This is a genomic window from Acidocella sp. MX-AZ03, from assembly GCF_027626035.1.
Lineage (GTDB): Bacteria > Pseudomonadota > Alphaproteobacteria > Acetobacterales > Acetobacteraceae > Acidocella > Acidocella facilis.
The window spans coordinates 954,254-971,838 of sequence record NZ_CP110774.1; the positions used below are offsets into that span (position 1 = coordinate 954,254).

Genomic DNA, 17,585 nt, shown 5'->3' on the forward strand with positions numbered 1-17,585 from the left:
GCGGAATAGGAGTCCAACATGGGTCTGATCCACGAAGTCGATTACGGCACCAAGCCGAGCAACGCCACCAAGCTGGTGAGCCTCACCATCGATGGCCAGAGCATCACCGTGCCGGACGGCACCTCGGTGATGCGCGCGGCGATGGAGCTGGGCACGCAAATCCCCAAACTCTGCGCCACCGATACGCTGGATAGTTTCGGCTCCTGCCGGCTCTGCCTGGTGGAAATCGAAGGCCGCGCCGGCACCCCGGCCTCCTGCACCACGCCGGTGGCCGAAGGCATGGTGGTGCACACGCAGAATGCCAAGCTGGCGAAGCTGCGCCGCGGGGTGATGGAGCTCTATATCTCCGACCATCCGCTGGACTGCCTGACCTGCGGCGCCAATGGCGATTGCGAATTGCAGGACATGGCCGGCGCTGTCGGGCTGCGCGATGTGCGCTATGGCAACGAGATCGAAACCCATCTCGGCCAGGCCAAAGACACCTCCAATCCCTATTTCCAGTTCGACCCCTCGAAATGTATCGTCTGCTCGCGCTGCGTGCGCGCCTGCGAGGAAATCCAGGGCACCTTCGCGCTGACCATCGCCGGCTCCGGCTTTAACTCGAAAGTCTCGCCGGGCATCGGCGAGATGTTCCTGGGCTCGGAATGCGTCTCCTGCGGCGCCTGCGTGCAGGCCTGCCCGACCGCGACGCTGATTGAAACCAGCGTGCTCGAACAGGGCCAGCCGGAGCATTCCGCTGTTACCACCTGCGCCTATTGCGGTGTGGGCTGCGCCTTCAAGGCGGAGATGCGCGGCGAGGAGCTGGTGCGCATGGTTCCCTACAAGGATGGCCAGGCCAATCACGGCCATTCCTGCGTGAAGGGCCGCTTCGCCTGGGGCTATGCCACCCACAAGGACCGCATCACCAAGCCGATGATCCGCGCCAAAATCACCGATCCTTGGCAGGAGGTGAGCTGGGAGCAGGCAATTTCGCATGTCGCCGCCGAATTCAAGCGCATCCAGACGCAATATGGCAAGGATGCGATCGGCGGCATCACCTCCTCGCGCTGCACCAATGAGGAAACCTTCCTGGTGCAGAAGCTGATCCGTGCCGGCTTTGGCAATAACAATGTCGATACCTGTGCCCGCGTCTGTCACTCCCCCACCGGCTACGGGCTGAAGACGACCTTGGGCACCTCTGCCGGCACCCAGGATTTCGACAGCGTGATGGAGTCCGATGTCATCATGGTCATCGGCGCCAACCCGACGGACGGGCATCCCGTGTTCGGCTCGCGCATGAAACAGCGTCTGCGCCAGGGGGCGAAGCTGATCGTCATCGATCCGCGCCGCACCGACATTGTCCGCACCCCGCATGTCGAGGCCGCATACCATCTGGCGCTGCGTCCTGGCACCAATGTCGCAGTGGTGAATGCGCTCTCGCATGTCATCGTCGCGGAAGGGCTGGTGAACGAAGCCTATGTGCGCGAGCGTTGCGATTGGGATGAGTTCTCCGAATGGGCGGCCTTCATTCTGGACCCGAAGAACAGCCCGGAAGCGGTGGAGGAGGTCTCCGGCGTGCCAGCGCAAACCATCCGCGAGGCGGCGCGGCTTTACGCCACCGGCGGCAATGGCGCCATCTATTACGGTCTGGGCGTGACCGAGCACAGCCAGGGCTCCACCACCGTCATCGCCATCGCCAATCTCGCCATGGTCACCGGCAATGTCGGCCGGCGCGGTGTCGGCATCAACCCGCTGCGCGGCCAGAACAACGTGCAGGGCAGTTGCGATATGGGCAGCTTCCCGCATGAATTCCCCGGCTACCGGCATGTGGCGGATGACAATGTCCGGCATATTTTCGAGGCGGAATGGAACGTGCCGCTCTCCAACGAGCCGGGGCTGCGCATTCCCAACATGCTCGATGCGGCGATGGATGGCAGCTTCAAGGGGCTCTACATCCAGGGCGAGGATATCGCACAGTCCGATCCGGACACGACCCACATCACCAACGGCCTCAGCGCCATGGAATGCGTTGTGGTGCAGGATCTGTTCCTCAACGAGACCTCGAACTACGCGCATGTGTTCCTGCCCGGCTCGACCTTCCTGGAGAAGGACGGCACTTTCACCAACGCGGAGCGGCGCATTCAGCGCGTGCGCAAGGTGATGGCGCCGCGCAACGGCTATGCGGATTGGGAAGTGACGCTGATGCTGGCCAAGGCGATGGGGATGGCGCTCGACTACACCCACCCCAGCGAGATCATGGACGAGATCGCGCGCACCACACCGTCTTTCGCCAATGTCTCCTACGCGGCGCTGGAGGAGAAAGGCTCGATCCAATGGCCCTGCAACGACGCCGCGCCCGAGGGCACGCCGATCATGCATATCGGCCATTTCGTCCGCGGCAAGGGCAAGTTCGTCGTCACCGACTATGTGCCGACGGACGAGAAAACCGGCCCGCGCTTCCCGCTGTTGCTCACCACCGGGCGCATCCTCTCGCAATATAATGTCGGCGCGCAAACGCGGCGGACCGCGAATGTCGCTTGGCATGAAGAGGATCTTCTGGAAATCCATCCGCATGATGCCGAGCAGCGCGGGGTGAAGGACGGGGCCTGGGTGAAGCTCGCCAGCCGCTCCGGTGAAACCTCGCTGCGCGCGAAGATCACTGATCGCGTTGCGCCGGGCGTGGTCTATACCACCTTCCACCACCCGATGACGCAGGCCAATGTCATCACCTCCGACTATTCGGACTGGGCGACGAATTGCCCGGAATACAAGGTGACGGCGGTGCAGGTCTCGCTCTCCAACGGCCCGACCGAATGGCAGGAGCGCTACCAGGCACATAGCGAGAAGGCCCGTCAGATCGCGCCTCAGGAGGCCGCGGAATGAAGACCGAGAAACTCGTCTACATGGCCAACCAGATCGGCACTTTCTTCAACCATGAAAAAGAGGACGTGGCCGTGCGAGAAATCGCCGGCCACCTCAAGAGCTTCTGGGAAAAACGCATGCTCGCGAATATCTTCGCGCATCTGGAGCAGGGGGCAGCGGGCTAAATGAGCGTGTTCATAAAGCCTTGTCTCAACTGCACCAGGAACGAAACTGAAATTTTCCAGACATCAAAAAAAAGGGAGGGGAAATTCCCCTCCCTTTTTATTTACCCCTGCACCGGTATCGAGCCTTGCTCAGCCACCGGGGTAGCGGACCTGCCGAAAGACAGATACAGCCCAGCCGCCGTGATGATGACCGCACCGATGATGTTCCCGATCGTCACCGGGATCTCGTTCCAGATCAACCACTGCGCCACACTCACCTTCGCACCGAGCATGATGCCGCAGGGAATCACGAACATGTTCACCACGCAGTGCTCAAACCCTTGCGCGACGAAGGCCATGATCGGCAGATACATCGCGAAGATTTTGCCAATGGTCGAGCGCGTGACCAGCGCCATCACCGCGCCGAGGCTGACCATCCAGTTGCAGATCACACCTTTGAGCAGCGCCGTGCCCCAACCGGCCGCGCCCGCGCTCATATAGGGAACCACTTTCAAGGTGGCGATCGCGATAATTTTCGCCCCAATCGGGGACGGCGCGTCGGTGAAAAACTTCGTATCGATGGCGGCGAAGAGCAAAGCGTAAATCACGCTTCCAATGAGATTGCCGATATAGACCAAGACCAGGCCGGAGACGACCTGGCCGCCGGAAATCCGCCCGCCCATCTGCGCGTAAGGCAGCAGCGCGGCATTGCCGGTGAAAAGTTCAAGTCCGAGCAGGACAAGCAGAATGAACCCGACCGGGAAGAACAAGGCCGAAACCACGATATTGCCGGTGGCCACAAGCGCACTCACGAACAAGGTGGTGGTGAAACCCAAAAACATGCCCGAGAGAATGCCGGTCAGTAAGATGGTCTTTGCCGGAAGATTTGCCTTCTTTGTGCCGGCTTCCAGCATGGCGCCGGCCAGGGCCGGGGGATTAAGCCAATCCATGAATACTCTCCAAGAAAATTACACGCGATTATTGGATATTTTTGCGAGCACGGCGAACGACGGCACAAACGCGCCGAGCCGCCGAGTGCCACACTATCCTGGGAGATTTAACAAATGACAAGTATTTTATGGAGGATAATTCGATCTGTTGATGCGTGCGATGACTTTTTCACGCTAAGCCGTAAGCGCCTTGCGGACCTGCTCCGCGATCCGCACACCGGAGAGATACGCCGCCTCGACGCGTCCGTGATCCGTCCAGTCCCCGCACAGCGCTAGACGATTCTCGGCATCGAGCATCGGCAAACCATCCTGGACCGGCGGACAATTCGCATAGCGCCAACGATGCAGATCCGCGTGCTGCACCCGCAATTTCCCCTCGATCAGACGATCGAGTTCCGCGCGCATCACCGCCTCAACCAGAGACGGGGGTCTTCCATATGAACATCCGCCCAAAGATTATTGGACAGCACCACCAACCCTGGCCCGGCTTCATGCCCTGGCCTGGATTCACAAACCGCCAGCCAACTGAGCGGCCCGCTGATAATTTCCGCGGCATCGAACGCCAATTCCGCAGGCGCCTCCAGCCCCAGCATCAATGCAAAACAGCCCGACATGCGCGCGGCCTGGGCATTGACACGCAAGGCTGACTGATCGGGCAACAAAGCGGCCGCCTGCAACGCCGGCAAGGCGATGACCACGAAGGCAAACGGGCCGAACACCTCCCCGCTGTCACTCTGCAGGCGCCAGCCGGTTCCGGCTTCACGCAACTGCGTGATCCTGGTTTGCAATTTCACATCCAAGCCGCGCGCCCAATAAGCGGAGAGCGCGCTCATGCGGCCCGTCCCGACATAATGCGCCGTGTCATCATTCCAGAGCTGGCGACTTATCTCACACCCATTTTCAATTTTCGAAAACCGGCAGCGCCATGGGGAGACGATGCCGGCGCTGCGCAGCGCCGCAACCTCCGCGACAAAACGGGGATCGCGCGCGGTGAAATATTGCGCGCCGAAATCAAACGCGAACCCCTCCCGGCGGCGATGCGCCAGCCGCCCGCCCGGCCCACGCGCTTTTTCAAAAACGCGCACCGAAAAATGGCGCGAGAGAGCGCGCGCCGCCGCAAGCCCTGCCGTGCCCGCACCGATCACGGCGACGGATGATGAGGTCATGGCAAAATCTCCGTGCCGTCATAAGCGAATAGTTTGCCGGATTGCGCCGGCGTGGCCGCCTCCAGCACATCCAGCATTTGCTCGGCCGCATCCTCGGGCTTGCGCAACTGCCCAGGCGGAACCAGTTTCTGGAATGGACGCGACAATGCACTATCGACGGTGCCAGGGTGAAGGCCCATGATAACCGCGTGCGGCGCGCGCCGGGCGGTTTCGATCGCGGCACTGCGCAGCATCATGTTGAGCCCCGCCTTCGCCGCGCGATAACCGTACCAGCCACCTTTTTGATTATCGGAAATGCTTCCGATGCGGGCCGAAAGGGCCGCGAACCTGGAAGCACGGTCGCGCGGCAACAGCCCCAGAAAATGCTTCATCACCAGGCTCGGGCCGATACAATTTACCGCGAACGACATGGCGAGCGCGTCGGCCCGCAGATCACGCAACGCCTTCTCCGGCAGCATATTGGGCGCATGCAGGAGCCCGGTTGCGACGATGATCGTATCCAACACCCCGTCAGCCCCCAGCCGCGCCGCATGGAAGCTGAGGCTGGCTTCATCCAACAGATCGACCTGCGCGGGATAGATTCCGGGCGCGGCGGCAACCGGCTGGCGCGAGAGCGCATGCACCTCCCCCACGCCGCGTCGCCTCAACGCGTCAACCAAAGCGCCGCCAATGGCACCGCTTGCCCCGAATATAACCGCGCGATCACCGAGCCTACTCATGGCAGCTGACCATCCTCATCGTTACTTATTGATAACAAAAAATTAAAGGACTTCATCAGAATGACTTACGCTGCCAAAGAGAATATGGATCAGTACGCCGCACAGGACTGATCCATAAATTTGCACCCGAACATAACTAAAAATTCATTCTCATGAAGCATATCATCGTACTCCGTCGCCGCATGATCAATCGCTTGCCCCGAATGCGACCAACCTCCCCGCCAATTGTTTTCGCTTTCAGCCATCCCATATCTGGCTCTCAAAACTGCGGATGAGGGAGGCGGAAAATGCCGGGCTGGGCAGGTTTATGTCGATAGCCAACGACATCACGCCCCCCTCCCCTGGACCGCGCGCTGAAGCGCTTTTGCAGCCCGGCCATAATTGCTGGCGCATTGAACAGGCGGAGCGCTTCGCCGTCATCATCGACGCGGCCGATTATTTCATTGCCGTCCGCCAGGCGATGTTGGCGGCCAAACACAGCATCTATCTCATCGGCTGGGATTTTGACGCGCGTATCCGCTTGGGAGATGGGGGCGATGGCGGGCCTGTCGCACTCGGCGATTTCATCCTTTGGCTGGCGCGGCGCACGCCATCCCTGAATATCAGGTTGTTGCGATGGGACACCGGCGCCTTCAAGGCAATATTTCGCGGCGGCACAATTTTCTCAATTATCCGCTGGAAGCTGAATAAGCAGATTCGCCTCAAGCTTGATGGCGAACATCCGCTGGCGGGCTCACATCATCAAAAAATCGTTGTCATTGACGATCGAATCGCGTTTTGCGGCGGCATTGATATGACTCTCGGGCGGTGGGACACGCGCCGTCATCTTGACGACGATCCACAACGTGTCGGCCCCAACGGCGAAAAACTAAAGCCTTGGCATGATGCCACCAGCGCCTTCGATGGCCCCCTGGCCCGGGCCATGGGAGATCTCGCGCGTCAACGCTGGCGGGCGGCAACAGGGGAAGTGCTCACCCCGGAAACCGCCACGCATGATTGTTGGCCAGCCGCGCTACGTCCCAATTTTCATAATATCCGCCTGGCCATTGCCCGCACCATACCCAAAATGCCGGACCGCAAACCGGTTGCCGAGATCGAGCAAATCTATCTCGACCTCATCGCGCGGGCGAAAAAATGGATCTACGCGGAAAGCCAATATTTCGCCTCGCGGCGGGTGGCGCAGGCCATCGCCAAGCGGTTGGCCGAGCGTGATGGTCCGGAAATCGTCATCCTCAACCCGGTCAGCGCCGAAGGCTGGATCGAGCCCATCGCCATGGACTCCGCCCGCGCCCGCCTTGTCGAGGCGCTGCGGCGGATCGACCATCAGGGCCGGTTTCGGCTCTATCACCCGCTGACCAAAGGCGGCAACGATATCTATGTGCATGCCAAGATCACCATTGTCGATGGCGTGTATCTGCGGCTCGGCTCCTCCAACTTCAACAACCGTTCGCTGCGGCTTGATACTGAATGCGATGTCATCCTGCCGGCCCATGAGGCGGACAACCAAGACGGCGAGCTTCATTTCATGCCGTTGCTGCACGATCTCCTCGCGGAGCATTTCGATCGCACCGCCGACGAGATCGCCGCTTTGTTCGCGCAATGCGGCTCGCTGATCGGTACCATCGAAACATTGCGCGAAGCTGCCACCGGCCGCAGCCTCACGCCCTACCAATTGCCGGATCTGGGCGGCGTGAAAGAGTGGCTGGCCGACAATGAAATCCTCGACCCGGAAGGGCCCGACGAAATCTTCGAGCCGCTGAGCCGCCGCAGCCTGTTCAAGGGCTGGCGCTGGCCCGCGTTCAGAAGGCGCTAATTGAACCGGGCGGCGCCCGCCTCCGGCCTGCCGTGGGTGGCGCGGCTTGGGTGGATGGAACGCGGTGTTGGGCTGCAAACCCTCGGCGGGTTCTCGCTTTAGCCCCTGCAAACCCCCTATCCGCCCCATTTGGCGGATTTGACTTGACGCCCTGCCCCGCATCCGCGACGGGTGCGCCATGACACCCGCCGGACAACTCGCCGCCGCCATCGACCTTCTCGGCCTCATTGAGGCCGATCCCCGCCCCGCCGATGCGGTGGCCAATCATTTCTTCCGCACCCGCCGCTTCATCGGCGGCGGGGACAGGCGCGCCGTCTCGGCCCTGGTCTGGGGCGTTCTGCGCACCCGCCGGCATCTGGGCTGGTGGCTGGATTATCACCGCGCCCCGCACACCCCGCGGCTGCTGCTGGCGGCCCAGGCGCTGTTTTCCGGCCAGACGGTGAACAAGATCGCCATGGCCTTCGTCTCCGGCCGCTACGGCCCGCCACCGCTGCAGCCTGAGGAAATGGCGCTGCTGGAGAAGCTCTCCACCCGCACGCTGGAACATCCGGACATGCCCGAAGCGGTGAAATTCGAGATCCCGGACTGGATCCTGCCCAAGCTGCGCGCCCAGTTCGGCCCCACCCTCGCCGCCGAAATGGCGGCGATGAACGAGCCGGCAACGCTGGATCTGCGCGTCAATCTGCTGAAAACCGACCGCGACGGCGCCCGCATGGCCCTGGCCGCCGAGGGCTTGCGCGCCGAGCTGACCGAATATTCCCCCTGGGGCCTGCGCCTGCGCAACCGCCAGTCCGTCACCACCGGCAAAGCCTTCCAGGAGGGGCTGGTGGAGATCCAGGACGAAGGCAGCCAGCTCATCGCCCTGGCGGTGGATGCCAAGCCGGGCATGCGCGTCGCGGATTTCTGCGCCGGCGCTGGCGGCAAGACGCTGGCGATTGCCATGGGCATGGCCAATAAGGGCCATATCATCGCCTGTGACGTGTCCGCGCCCCGGCTGGAGGGCGCCATCAAGCGCCTGCGCCGCGCCGGAGTGCACAATGCCGAGCGCCATCTGCTGGAGCCCGGCGACAAGTGGGTGAAGCGCCAGGAGAAAAAATTCGACCGCGTGCTGGTGGACGCCCCCTGCACCGGCACCGGCACCTGGCGCCGCAACCCGGACGCCCGCACCCGCCTCACCGAGACCGATCTGGCCGAGCTGACGGTGAAACAGGCCGATATTCTCGACCGCGCGCAAAAACTGGTGAAGCCGGGTGGAAGACTGGTTTACGCCACCTGCTCCGTGCTGCAAGATGAGAACGAGGCACAAATCGAGGCGTTCATGGCGCGTCATCCTGAATTCTCCGTCCTGCCCCTGGAAGCGCCCGAGGCGCTCAAAGGTTCCGCGCATCTGCGCCTCTCCCCCGCCCGCAACGGCACAGACGGGTTCTTCGCCGCCATCATGGTGCGTGCCAGTTGATTTCCATACGCCGCGCCCGGTTGTCCGATGCCAGTGGCATTGCCGCCGTGCATGTGGCCACCTGGCGCAGCGCCTATGCCAATCTGCTGCCTGATGATTATCTCGCCAATCTCTCCCTCAACCGGCTTTGTGCCTATTATGAGCATTCCATCCGCGTCGGCGGCGGGCTGCATGTGATCTCCTGCTATGGCGAGCCCGGCGCCCCGCCGATTCTCGGCTTCTCCAGCGCCGCCCGCTGCCGGGAAAAAACCCTCGGTGATGGCGAGATCGAGACCCTCTATATGCATGAGGATTACCGCGACCGCGGGCTGGGCGGGCAGTTGCTGCGCAGCTCGGCCAAGCATCTGGCCCGGCTCGGCTGCCGCTCGGTCTATGCCTGGGTGCTGAGTGAGAATCCGTCCCGCTATTTCTACCAGCATCTCGGCGGCAAGCAGATCGCCTCTGGCACCACCTGGGTTGGCGGCGAGGAAATCCCCCAGATCGCCTTTGCCTGGGACCCGATCGAGACCCTGCTCGACGTAAATGCCTGAACCGCGCTTTCCCTCTGTTGCAAAGCCAAGCGCCCTCCTCTAGTTGGGCGCATGAGCCAGCAAAAAATCCTGATCCTGGACTTCGGCAGCCAGGTCACCCAGCTGATCGCCCGGCGCGTGCGCGAGAGCGGCGTGTATTGCGAGATCCTCCCCTTCAACGCGGATGTGCAGCGTATGCGCGATTTCGGCGCCGCCGGCATCATCCTCTCCGGCGGCCCGGCCAGCGTGGCCGACGAGGGCAGCCCCCGCGCGCCGGACTGGGTGTTCGAGAGTGGCCTGCCTGTGCTGGGCATCTGCTATGGCCAGATGACCATGTGCGTGCAGCTGGGCGGCGAGGCCAAGGGGGCCGAGATCCGCGAATTCGGCCGCGCCCATATCGATGTCGTCGCCGATTGCGAGCTGTTTGAGGGCACCTGGGCCGTCGGCGCGCGCGAGCAGGTCTGGATGAGCCATGGCGACCATATCTCTGCCCCGCCGCCCGGCTTCAAGACCGTCGCCGTCTCCGAAGGCGCGCCTTATGCGCTGATCGCCAATGACGAGCGCAAATATTACGGCATGATGTTCCACCCGGAAGTGGTGCACACGCCGCATGGCGCCCAGCTGATCAAGAACTTCACCCACAAGGTCTGCGGCCTCTCCGGCGACTGGACGATGGCCCGCTTTCGCGAGGCGGAGATCGAGAAAATCCGCGCCCAGGTCGGCACCGGCCGGGTCATTTGCGGCCTCTCCGGCGGCGTCGACAGTTCGGTCGCCGCCGCGTTGATCCATGAGGCGATCGGCGACCAGCTCACCTGCATCTTCGTCGATCACGGGCTGCTGCGCGCCGGTGAAGCGGATGAGGTGGTGAAGGTCTTCCGGGACCAGTTCAACATCAAGCTGATCCACCGCGATGCCTCGGATCTGTTCCTGGGCGAGCTGGCCGGTGTCACCGACCCGGAGCGCAAGCGCAAGATCATCGGCAAGCTGTTCATCGACGTGTTCGATGAGGAAGCCACCAAGATCGGCGGCGCGGAATTCCTGGCCCAGGGCACGCTCTATCCGGACGTGATCGAGAGCGTCTCCGCCCTTGGCGGCCCCTCCGTCACCATCAAATCCCACCATAATGTCGGCGGCCTGCCTGACTATATGAAGCTGAAGCTGGTGGAGCCGCTGCGTGAGCTGTTCAAGGACGAGGTCCGCGCGCTCGGCCGTGAGCTCGGCCTGCCCGAGACCATCGTCGGCCGCCACCCCTTCCCCGGCCCGGGCCTGGCCATCCGCGTGCTGGGCGCGGTCAGCCGCGAATCGGTCGCCATTCTGCAGAAGGCGGATGCGATCTATCTGGAAGAAATCCGCGCCGCCGGGCTCTATGACGCGATCTGGCAGGCTTTCGCGGTGCTGCTGCCGGTGAAATCCGTGGGCGTGATGGGCGATGGCCGCACCTACGACCAGGTCTGCGCCCTGCGCGCCGTCACCAGCACGGACGGCATGACCGCCGATGTCTACCCGTTCGACATCAACTTCCTCTCCCGTGTGGCCGGACGCATCGTCAACGAAGTCCGCGGCATTAACCGCGTGACCTACGACATCACCTCAAAGCCGCCGGGGACGATTGAGTGGGAATGATCCCGCGTCTGGCATAGGCTGGCACCAACCGGCACAAAATCAACAATAAGCCCCTGTAAAAAGGGGCTTTTTTGTACCTATACCCCGCATCGTCTGGCACCCGTTGGCAGCGCCAAGCACTGTTTTTTTATGGCACAATCGATGGTATCAATGGCTTTGGATACCATGGAATGACATTGATACCATGAGGGCCTACACGGGCGCTCATGGTATAAAAATGCCGTAACACAATGATTGTATTGAGTTTTATCTGCAAGACGGCGGGTGATGAAATCATGGTATTTGGGGCTGAATAAGGGGACGAGTCGTGCTGACCGATACCAAGCTGCGCAATCTCAAGCCGCAGGATAAGCTGTACAAGGTGAATGACCGTGACGGCCTCTATGTGGCCGTCACGCCTGCCGGGTCGATCTCATTCCGCTACAACTACGCGATCCACGGCAGGCAAGAGACCGTCACCTTTGGTCGCTACGGCGTTGGCGGCATCACCCTCGCGGAAGCCCGTGAACGGCTAAACGAAGCCAAGAAGATGATCGCCGCCGGGAAGTCGCCAGCGAAGGAAAAGGCGCGGGACAAGGTCCGCATCAAGGATGCGGAGACGTTCGGCGCTTGGGCGGAAAAATGGTTGCGCGGCTACCAGATGGCCGACTCAACCCGCGACATGCGCCGCTTAGTGTTGGAGCGCGAGCTGAAGCCGAAATTCGGCAACCAAAAGCTGGTCGAAATTACTCACGAGGACTTACGTGCGCTGACCGATGCCATTGTGGAGCGGGGTGCCCCCGCAACGGCCGTGCACGCTCGCGAGGTGGTATTACAGGTCTATCGATGGGCCATCGAGCGCGGCCAGAAGGTCGAGAACCCGGCGGAACTGGTGCGCCCGACAACCATTGCCAAATTCGAGCCGCGCGACCGGGCGCTGACGCCCGACGAAATCGGGCTGATGTACCAGTACATGGAACGCATCGGCACGACACCATCTATCCGGGCAGCGGTAGTGTCCGCGCTGTTGGTGGACTTTCATCCCTCGTAACGGTGTAGCGTGAGGTGGTCATCGGATCATTTGGCTATGGTGGAGTTGCGAGACTTCCCCCTGGAGCCTGGAGAACCCGATGACCGAGGAGAGATTACCACTTGCCGAGCTGCTGGCCAAAGCCGGTGACGGCGATTTTCTGCGCAGCGTTGCGGAAGCTGTGGTGCAATTGCTGATGGAGACTGATGTAGACGGCCTGATCGGTGCCGGGCGGTACGAGCGTAGCGGCGAGCGCGCGACGTATCGCAACGGCTACCGGGACCGGGCTCTGGACACGCGGCTTGGCAGCCTGCAACTGCGTATCCCCAAGCTGCGGCAAGGCAGCTACTTCCCGCCCTTCCTGGAGAGCCGCCGGACCTCGGAGAAGGCCTTGAGCGCGGTTATTCAGGAAGCCTGGATCGGCGGCGTCTCGACCCGGCGGGTGGACGAGCTGGTGCAAGCGATGGGGCTGTCGGGGATCAGCAAGAGCACGGTCTCGAAGCTGTGCAAGGACATTGACGAGCGGGTGAATGCCTTCCTCGACCGGCCGCTTGCCGGTGACTGGCCGTATCTGTGGCTGGATGCGACCTACCTCAAGCAGCGCGAGGGCGGGCGGATCGTCTCGGTTGCCGCGATAATCGCCGTGGCAGCGAACACTGACGGCCGCCGTGAGATCGTCGGCCTGCACATTGGTCCGTCCGAGGCCGAGACCTTCTGGGCAACCTTCCTCAAGAGCTTGGTGCGCCGCGGCCTGCACGGGGTTAAGCTGGTCATCTCGGATGCCCATGAGGGGCTGAAGGCGGCGATCCGGCGGGTCATGGGCGCATCCTGGCAGCGCTGTCGGGTGCATTGGATGAGGAACGCGCTGTCCTATGTCCCGAAGGCCCAGCAGAACATGGCATCCGCCGCGTTGCGCCAGGCGTTCATCCAGCCTGACCGCGCCAATGCCAGCCAGACCCTGCGCCATGTCGCCGATCAGCTCCGCGGCAAGTGGCCAAAGCTCGGCACGTTTATCGATGACAGCGAGATCGACGTGCTGGCGCACATGGATTTTCCCGCCCAGCACCGGACCAAAATCCACAGCACCAACCCCTTGGAACGCTTGAACAAAGAGGTCAAACGCCGCGCCGATGTCGTAGGCATCTTTCCAAACGAGGCAGCGATCATCCGGCTGATCGGTGCCGTGCTGCTGGAGGCAAACGATGAGTGGCAGACACAAAACCGGTATATGCAGATCGAGGGAATGGCTGAACTTACACCCCCGCTGATCAACGCTGAACCAAACCAGATTTCCACTGCAGCCGCATGATCGATGGCCACTTCAGCTACACCAGAATGTCCACCACATTGACGGACGCTACCCGGGCAGCGGCCAAGTTGTTGCTGCTCACAATGGTCCGCAAGAGCGAATTGACCAATGCGACGTGGGGAGAGATCAACTTCAGCGATGCCCTTTGGACCATTCCAAAGGAACGAATGAAGCGCCGCAACCCGCATCTGGTGTTCCTGTCGAGGCAGGCGCTGGATATTTTCATTGCCCTGAAAACCTTCGCGGGCGGTTCGGAGTATGTGCTGCCGTCTCGGTACGACTCGGACCTACCGATGAGCAGCGCCACGCTCAATCAAGTGCTGACACTGACGTACCGGCTAGCTCAGAAAGAGGGGAAACCCCTCGCTAAATTCGGGCCTCATGACCTGCGCCGAACGGCCAGCACATTGCTGCACGAAGCAGGCTACAACACCGACTGGATCGAGAAGTGCCTTGCACATGAGCAGCGGGGCGTAAGGGCTGTCTACAACAAGGCCGAGTACCGCGAGCAACGCACCGCAATGCTTCAAGACTGGGCGGACATGATCGACGAGTGGACGAAGCGGCCACGGACAGGGGCGTGATCGATCTAATTGGCCTCTTTGGTTGACACCAAAAAATAGGCAGGGAAACCTAGGAGGTTGGGCAGTTGTCGGAATTCGGATGGGAGCGCGGCCAGAGCCTTGGATACGGCTTGGCGCTCGACGCCCAGCCTTCGTGCGGCGTCCGATTGGCTAACGCCATATCGTTCCAGCATGACCATTTGCTTTTTGCGATCCGACAGCTTTCCGTCTGCCATCCTTCGCGCATGGTCGCGAAGCTCTGCCTCATCTCCGGGTCGGAGATGATGTTTGCGGATAAAGTGGTAGATGTAGCTATCAACTAGTGGATCGCCCGACTGCGCTTCGACTTTTTTCCAGTTGAGCTGCTGCCGGTTTGGTGGACAGCGAGTTAAGCTAGCACGGCCTTGGCCTCGAACTCCATGGGGCTGAGATAGCCCAATTTCGAATGCCTGCGTCGTGGGTTATAGAAACGCTCGATATAGTCGAACACATCGGCCCGGGCCTGGTCACGGGTGCGGTAGGTTTTGGCAGCCGTGCGCTCGGTTTTGAGTGAAGAGAAGAAGCTCTCCATTGCCGAGTTGTCCCAGACATTGCCGGCCCGGCTCATTGAGCAGGTAATGCCATTATCAGCCAGCAAGCGTTGGAATTGCTCGCTGGTATATTGCGAGCCCTGATCTGAATGATGAAGTAGCGCGTCGGCCTTGCCGCGGCGCCAGACGGCCATCATCAACGCATCCATGACCAGCGCCGCATCGCGTTCCGCCTTCATCGACCAGCCGACGATGCGCCGGGAGAAGAGGTCAAGAACCACGGCCACATACAGCCAGCCTTCGGCGGTCCAGATATAGGTGAAGTCAGCCAGCCATTTCTGGTTTGGCCGGGCGGCGGCAAACTTCCGATCAAGGATATTATCGGCGATCACCGCACGCTCGCCCTCGTCCTTCGGCTTGGCCCGGCGCTTCGGGCGCGCCCGGAAGCCGTTCTCGCGCATCAGCCGCTCAACCCGGTGCAAGCCGCAGGCCAGGCCTTCTTCGAGCACATCATGCCACACGCGGCGCGCACCATAGGTTCTGTCACTGGCCTTGAAGCTCGTGTCGATCGCCAACGCCAGCTTCCCATCGTACACAGCCCGGTCACAGGCAGGCCGTTTGAGCCAGGCATGGAAGCCGGAACGCGACACCTCAAGAGCCGCACACAGCCAGCTCACCGGCCAGATATGCCGGTGCTTCGCGATGAAGGCAAACTTCACGTCGACTCTCTCGCGAAGAATGCCGCGGCCTTTTTTAGGATGTCACGCTCCGCCTTGAGCTTGGCGACCTCCTTCTTGAGGGCCGCAATCTCAGCCAGATCGGCCCGTTGCTGGCCATGGCCAGGGAACGCCGTCGCAGGCGCCGCCGCCAATTCACGCATCCAGCGCCGCAACACGCTCTCCGCCAGATCCAGGTCACGCGCCGCCTGAGCAACTGATACGCCCCGCTCCGTAACCAGCTTTACAGCCTCGGTTTTGAATTCAGCTCCAAACTTTCGTCTCGCCATATTCGTCCTCCGGTTCATGGGTCACGATCTTATCCTCGTGTCCACCAAACCGGCAGCAGCTCAAGTTCCCCGATTGTTTGGTGAGTCTAGCTAACTCCATGTCGAATTGCGCGAGTGACCGCTTTGCCTTTCGATAAGCAGGATTCCAGTCGCCGTTCGGCAATTGGGGGCGATGGTCAGTGCAGTACACACTGCTTAGGCGCAGCACATCGTCCGGATCATCTCGCTTGGTGTTGTCGTTCCCAACTGCAAAAGCAGTCAGTTCAGCGGGTGCACCACAAAGGCGGCAGAATTCTTGAGCGCGTCTGCCGTTCAAGCGGGTGTCGCGTAATTTGGCCTTCAAGGGCGGCTTGCGGGCACAAGCACGAATCAAGTCCAGCAATGTTTCGAGTGTCGCAACAAATCGTTGATCTCTGGCGGTTTCTTCGGCCCGTGTCGAGACGAACGCTCGCAGCAACTGGCGTTGCAGGCGAGCCATCGAATTAAGTCCTACTAAGCGAACGATGTCACTGAGGGTCACGACGCCGCCAGCGCCGGGCATGTAGCTCAAATACTGTTGCGGAAGCGATGCTGTGTATCTGGCAACAGCAGGATCAATGAGTTCCTGTATCAGACGGTCGATGCGTTTGCCCCGCGAGGCTCCGGAGTACGGTCGCCAGCGATCCTGAAACTGCCTGATGGCTTCCGCGACAGTTGGATCACACCCCTCCCAGATTCGGATGACGGGAAAATTCTTCATGTCAACCATTTTAGCCAATCAATCGGTCGATGCAATCGGCATCGAAGGGCACCATCAAGCATAAGTTCGCAAATGCTGAAGGAGGCCAAAGTATGCACGTACCGACGAACAGAACTCTCATCAATCGCCGCCAGCTTCATGCGATGATCCCGTTGGCTGAGCGCACGATTTTTAACATGGAACAACGAGGGGAATTTCCTCGCCGGATTGTGCTCACCAGCCGAAATGTAGCGTGGGATTTGGCCGAGGTTGAGGACTGGATTGAAGCCCGCAAGGCGTCGAACATTCAAGCCTTTTGCCCCGGCTCAAGGGCGTGAACCATGGCGATTGACTTACGGGAGGCGTTCGAGAGCGACCCGCCTGTACTGGACTTCATATGGCCCGGCTTTCTCGCAGGAACAGTCGGGCGCTTGTAGCTCCCGGAGCCACGGGCAAGAGCTTTTGGGCATTGGAAGCCTCAATGTCGATCGCGTGCAGCGTTGCCGGTGGCGATCTTGTGGGGCTCACCCCTGCGCATTCTGGCCGCGTAGTATATCTGGCCGGAGAAGACCCGCCGCCTGCGCTTGTTTGCCGGGTTCACGCTATTGGCCAGCACCTGAATCAGCAGGCACGTGAGGCCGTCGCGGAAAACCTGACCCTTGAGCCTATCATGGGCAAGCGCTTGGACGTGATGAACGACCAGCACCTAGCCCGGATCATTGCGTTCTGCGCCGACGCCCGGCTGATCGTGCTGGATACCTTGAGCCGGATTCACAGCTTGGACGAGAACAGCAACGGCGACATGGCGCGGCTTGTCGCCACGCTGGAGTACGTCGCTGCCAGCACTGGGGCGTCCGTCCTTTACCTGCACCACGTCAGTAAGGGTAGCGCCCGCGAGGGCCAAACCGACCAGCAGCAGGCAGCGCGGGGCGCCTCCGCGCTGATCGACAATGCCCGCTGGTGCGGTTTCGTTGCAAAGATGACCGAGAAAGAGGCCGAAGAGCGGAGCGACCGCTCCTATGACCGACGGCCTATAGGCAATGAACGCCGCGGCCATTTTGTGCGGTTCGGGGTGTCCAAGCAGAACTATGACGCTACGCCGCTTGATCGCTGGTACTCGCGGCAAGCCGGCGGTGTGCTGTTGCCCGTTGAACTTGTGGAGGCCGAACAAGAGAGCAACAGGAAGGCGTGGCGTGGGTGCGCATGAAC

Annotated in this window: 18 protein-coding genes; 12 read left to right on the plus strand and 6 right to left on the minus strand. The window is 61.3% G+C overall.

Translation table 11 applies throughout. The features are described from left to right. The first annotated feature begins 18 nt into the window (after positions 1–18). Positions 19–2,862 carry a formate dehydrogenase subunit alpha gene (gene fdhF, locus GT370_RS05340; protein ID WP_008492814.1) on the plus strand — a complete coding sequence of 948 codons (2,844 nt, stop codon included), beginning with the start codon at positions 19–21 and terminating at the stop codon, positions 2,860–2,862. Continuing rightward, entirely contained in the window at positions 2,859–3,026 is a 168-nt protein-coding gene (locus GT370_RS05345) for a formate dehydrogenase subunit delta (protein WP_270184006.1), read from the plus strand. The genes fdhF and GT370_RS05345 overlap by 4 nt, the downstream gene beginning before the upstream one ends. 101 nt (positions 3,027–3,127) lie before the next feature. Here GT370_RS05345 and GT370_RS05350 read toward each other — a convergent pair whose 3' ends face one another. From GT370_RS05350 to GT370_RS05365, 4 genes are all read right to left on the minus strand, one after another. Next, positions 3,128–3,955 (minus strand): formate/nitrite transporter family protein, encoded by an 828-nt coding sequence (locus GT370_RS05350; protein ID WP_008492812.1) that lies wholly within the window; start codon positions 3,953–3,955, stop codon positions 3,128–3,130. Between the two features lie 174 nt (positions 3,956–4,129). Continuing rightward, positions 4,130–4,360, minus strand: a complete 231-nt coding sequence (locus GT370_RS05355) for a hypothetical protein (protein WP_270184007.1) — start codon at positions 4,358–4,360, stop codon at positions 4,130–4,132. After that, the gene (locus GT370_RS05360; RefSeq protein ID WP_270184008.1) at positions 4,360–5,121 is read right to left on the minus strand and encodes an NAD(P)/FAD-dependent oxidoreductase; all 762 of its coding nucleotides are present in this window, start codon (positions 5,119–5,121) and stop codon (positions 4,360–4,362) included. The genes GT370_RS05355 and GT370_RS05360 overlap by 1 nt, the downstream gene beginning before the upstream one ends. Then, the gene (locus GT370_RS05365; RefSeq protein WP_039884711.1) at positions 5,118–5,840 is read right to left on the minus strand and encodes an SDR family NAD(P)-dependent oxidoreductase; all 723 of its coding nucleotides are present in this window, start codon (positions 5,838–5,840) and stop codon (positions 5,118–5,120) included. The genes GT370_RS05360 and GT370_RS05365 overlap by 4 nt, the downstream gene beginning before the upstream one ends. Positions 5,841–6,111: 271 nt before the next feature. Here GT370_RS05365 and GT370_RS05370 point away from each other — a divergent pair, with 271 nt between their 5' ends. The 8 genes from GT370_RS05370 to GT370_RS05405 all read left to right on the plus strand — a co-directional run bounded on the left by GT370_RS05370 (position 6,112) and on the right by GT370_RS05405 (position 14,445). Next, positions 6,112–7,653 (plus strand): phospholipase D-like domain-containing protein, encoded by a 1,542-nt coding sequence (locus tag GT370_RS05370; protein ID WP_270184009.1) that lies wholly within the window; start codon positions 6,112–6,114, stop codon positions 7,651–7,653. A gap of 178 nt (positions 7,654–7,831) precedes the next feature. Then, positions 7,832–9,109: an RsmB/NOP family class I SAM-dependent RNA methyltransferase gene (locus GT370_RS05375; protein WP_008492808.1), complete on the plus strand. Its 1,278-nt coding sequence runs from the start codon at positions 7,832–7,834 to the stop codon at positions 9,107–9,109. Between the two features lie 20 nt (positions 9,110–9,129). After that, on the plus strand, positions 9,130–9,639 hold the full coding sequence (locus GT370_RS05380) for a GNAT family N-acetyltransferase (protein WP_008492807.1): 510 nt from the start codon (positions 9,130–9,132) through the stop codon (positions 9,637–9,639). A 51-nt stretch (positions 9,640–9,690) separates the two neighbouring features. After that, positions 9,691–11,241 carry a glutamine-hydrolyzing GMP synthase gene (guaA, locus tag GT370_RS05385; protein WP_008492805.1) on the plus strand — a complete coding sequence of 517 codons (1,551 nt, stop codon included), beginning with the start codon at positions 9,691–9,693 and terminating at the stop codon, positions 11,239–11,241. A 307-nt stretch (positions 11,242–11,548) separates the two neighbouring features. After that, the gene (locus GT370_RS05390) at positions 11,549–12,271 is read left to right on the plus strand and encodes a tyrosine-type recombinase/integrase (protein ID WP_442865498.1); all 723 of its coding nucleotides are present in this window, start codon (positions 11,549–11,551) and stop codon (positions 12,269–12,271) included. A 79-nt stretch (positions 12,272–12,350) separates the two neighbouring features. Beyond that, the gene (locus tag GT370_RS05395) at positions 12,351–13,559 is read left to right on the plus strand and encodes an IS256 family transposase (protein ID WP_008495841.1); all 1,209 of its coding nucleotides are present in this window, start codon (positions 12,351–12,353) and stop codon (positions 13,557–13,559) included. Continuing rightward, positions 13,556–14,143 (plus strand): tyrosine-type recombinase/integrase, encoded by a 588-nt coding sequence (locus GT370_RS05400; protein ID WP_442865499.1) that lies wholly within the window; start codon positions 13,556–13,558, stop codon positions 14,141–14,143. Before GT370_RS05395 ends, GT370_RS05400 begins: the two co-directional genes overlap by 4 nt. A 65-nt stretch (positions 14,144–14,208) precedes the next feature. After that, positions 14,209–14,445 (plus strand): hypothetical protein, encoded by a 237-nt coding sequence (locus GT370_RS05405; protein ID WP_008492801.1) that lies wholly within the window; start codon positions 14,209–14,211, stop codon positions 14,443–14,445. Positions 14,446–14,510: 65 nt separating this feature from the next. On the opposite strand, the gene GT370_RS05410 is transcribed toward GT370_RS05405, so the two are convergent. Both GT370_RS05410 and GT370_RS05415 read right to left on the minus strand, forming a co-directional pair. Beyond that, a protein-coding gene (locus tag GT370_RS05410) for an IS3 family transposase (RefSeq protein WP_270183331.1) occupies positions 14,511–15,658 on the minus strand; the annotation gives its coding sequence in 2 pieces (ribosomal slippage) (positions 14,511–15,409 and positions 15,409–15,658; 1,149 coding nt in all). Next, a complete protein-coding gene (locus tag GT370_RS05415; RefSeq protein WP_270184010.1) occupies positions 15,633–16,406 on the minus strand; it encodes a hypothetical protein in 774 nt (257 codons plus the stop codon). The genes GT370_RS05410 and GT370_RS05415 overlap by 26 nt, the downstream gene beginning before the upstream one ends. Before the next feature lie 83 nt (positions 16,407–16,489). On the opposite strand from GT370_RS05415, the gene GT370_RS05420 reads away from it, so the two are divergent. Continuing rightward, positions 16,490–16,714 (plus strand): helix-turn-helix transcriptional regulator, encoded by a 225-nt coding sequence (locus tag GT370_RS05420; RefSeq protein ID WP_008492799.1) that lies wholly within the window; start codon positions 16,490–16,492, stop codon positions 16,712–16,714. Between the two features lie 59 nt (positions 16,715–16,773). Next, positions 16,774–17,583 (plus strand): helicase RepA family protein, encoded by an 810-nt coding sequence (locus GT370_RS05425; RefSeq protein WP_442865500.1) that lies wholly within the window; start codon positions 16,774–16,776, stop codon positions 17,581–17,583. Positions 17,584–17,585: the final 2 nt, after the last annotated feature.

Bases quoted from the DNA above. Each gene is read 5' to 3' on its own strand.
- GT370_RS05370 (WP_270184009.1), top strand. From the start codon at position 6,112: ATGAGGGAGGCGGAAAATGCCGGGCTGGGCAGGTTTATGTCGATAGCC.
- GT370_RS05355 (WP_270184007.1), bottom strand. From the start codon at position 4,360: ATGCGCGCGGAACTCGATCGTCTGATCGAGGGGAAATTGCGGGTGCAG.
- GT370_RS05425 (WP_442865500.1), top strand. From the start codon at position 16,774: ATGGCCCGGCTTTCTCGCAGGAACAGTCGGGCGCTTGTAGCTCCCGGA.
- GT370_RS05350 (WP_008492812.1), bottom strand. From the start codon at position 3,955: ATGGATTGGCTTAATCCCCCGGCCCTGGCCGGCGCCATGCTGGAAGCC.
- GT370_RS05420 (WP_008492799.1), top strand. From the start codon at position 16,490: ATGCACGTACCGACGAACAGAACTCTCATCAATCGCCGCCAGCTTCAT.
- GT370_RS05360 (WP_270184008.1), bottom strand. From the start codon at position 5,121: ATGACCTCATCATCCGTCGCCGTGATCGGTGCGGGCACGGCAGGGCTT.
- GT370_RS05375 (WP_008492808.1), top strand. From the start codon at position 7,832: ATGACACCCGCCGGACAACTCGCCGCCGCCATCGACCTTCTCGGCCTC.
- fdhF (WP_008492814.1), top strand. From the start codon at position 19: ATGGGTCTGATCCACGAAGTCGATTACGGCACCAAGCCGAGCAACGCC.
- GT370_RS05345 (WP_270184006.1), top strand. From the start codon at position 2,859: ATGAAGACCGAGAAACTCGTCTACATGGCCAACCAGATCGGCACTTTC.
- GT370_RS05415 (WP_270184010.1), bottom strand. From the start codon at position 16,406: ATGGTTGACATGAAGAATTTTCCCGTCATCCGAATCTGGGAGGGGTGT.
- guaA (WP_008492805.1), top strand. From the start codon at position 9,691: ATGAGCCAGCAAAAAATCCTGATCCTGGACTTCGGCAGCCAGGTCACC.
- GT370_RS05395 (WP_008495841.1), top strand. From the start codon at position 12,351: ATGACCGAGGAGAGATTACCACTTGCCGAGCTGCTGGCCAAAGCCGGT.
- GT370_RS05365 (WP_039884711.1), bottom strand. From the start codon at position 5,840: ATGAGTAGGCTCGGTGATCGCGCGGTTATATTCGGGGCAAGCGGTGCC.
- GT370_RS05400 (WP_442865499.1), top strand. From the start codon at position 13,556: ATGATCGATGGCCACTTCAGCTACACCAGAATGTCCACCACATTGACG.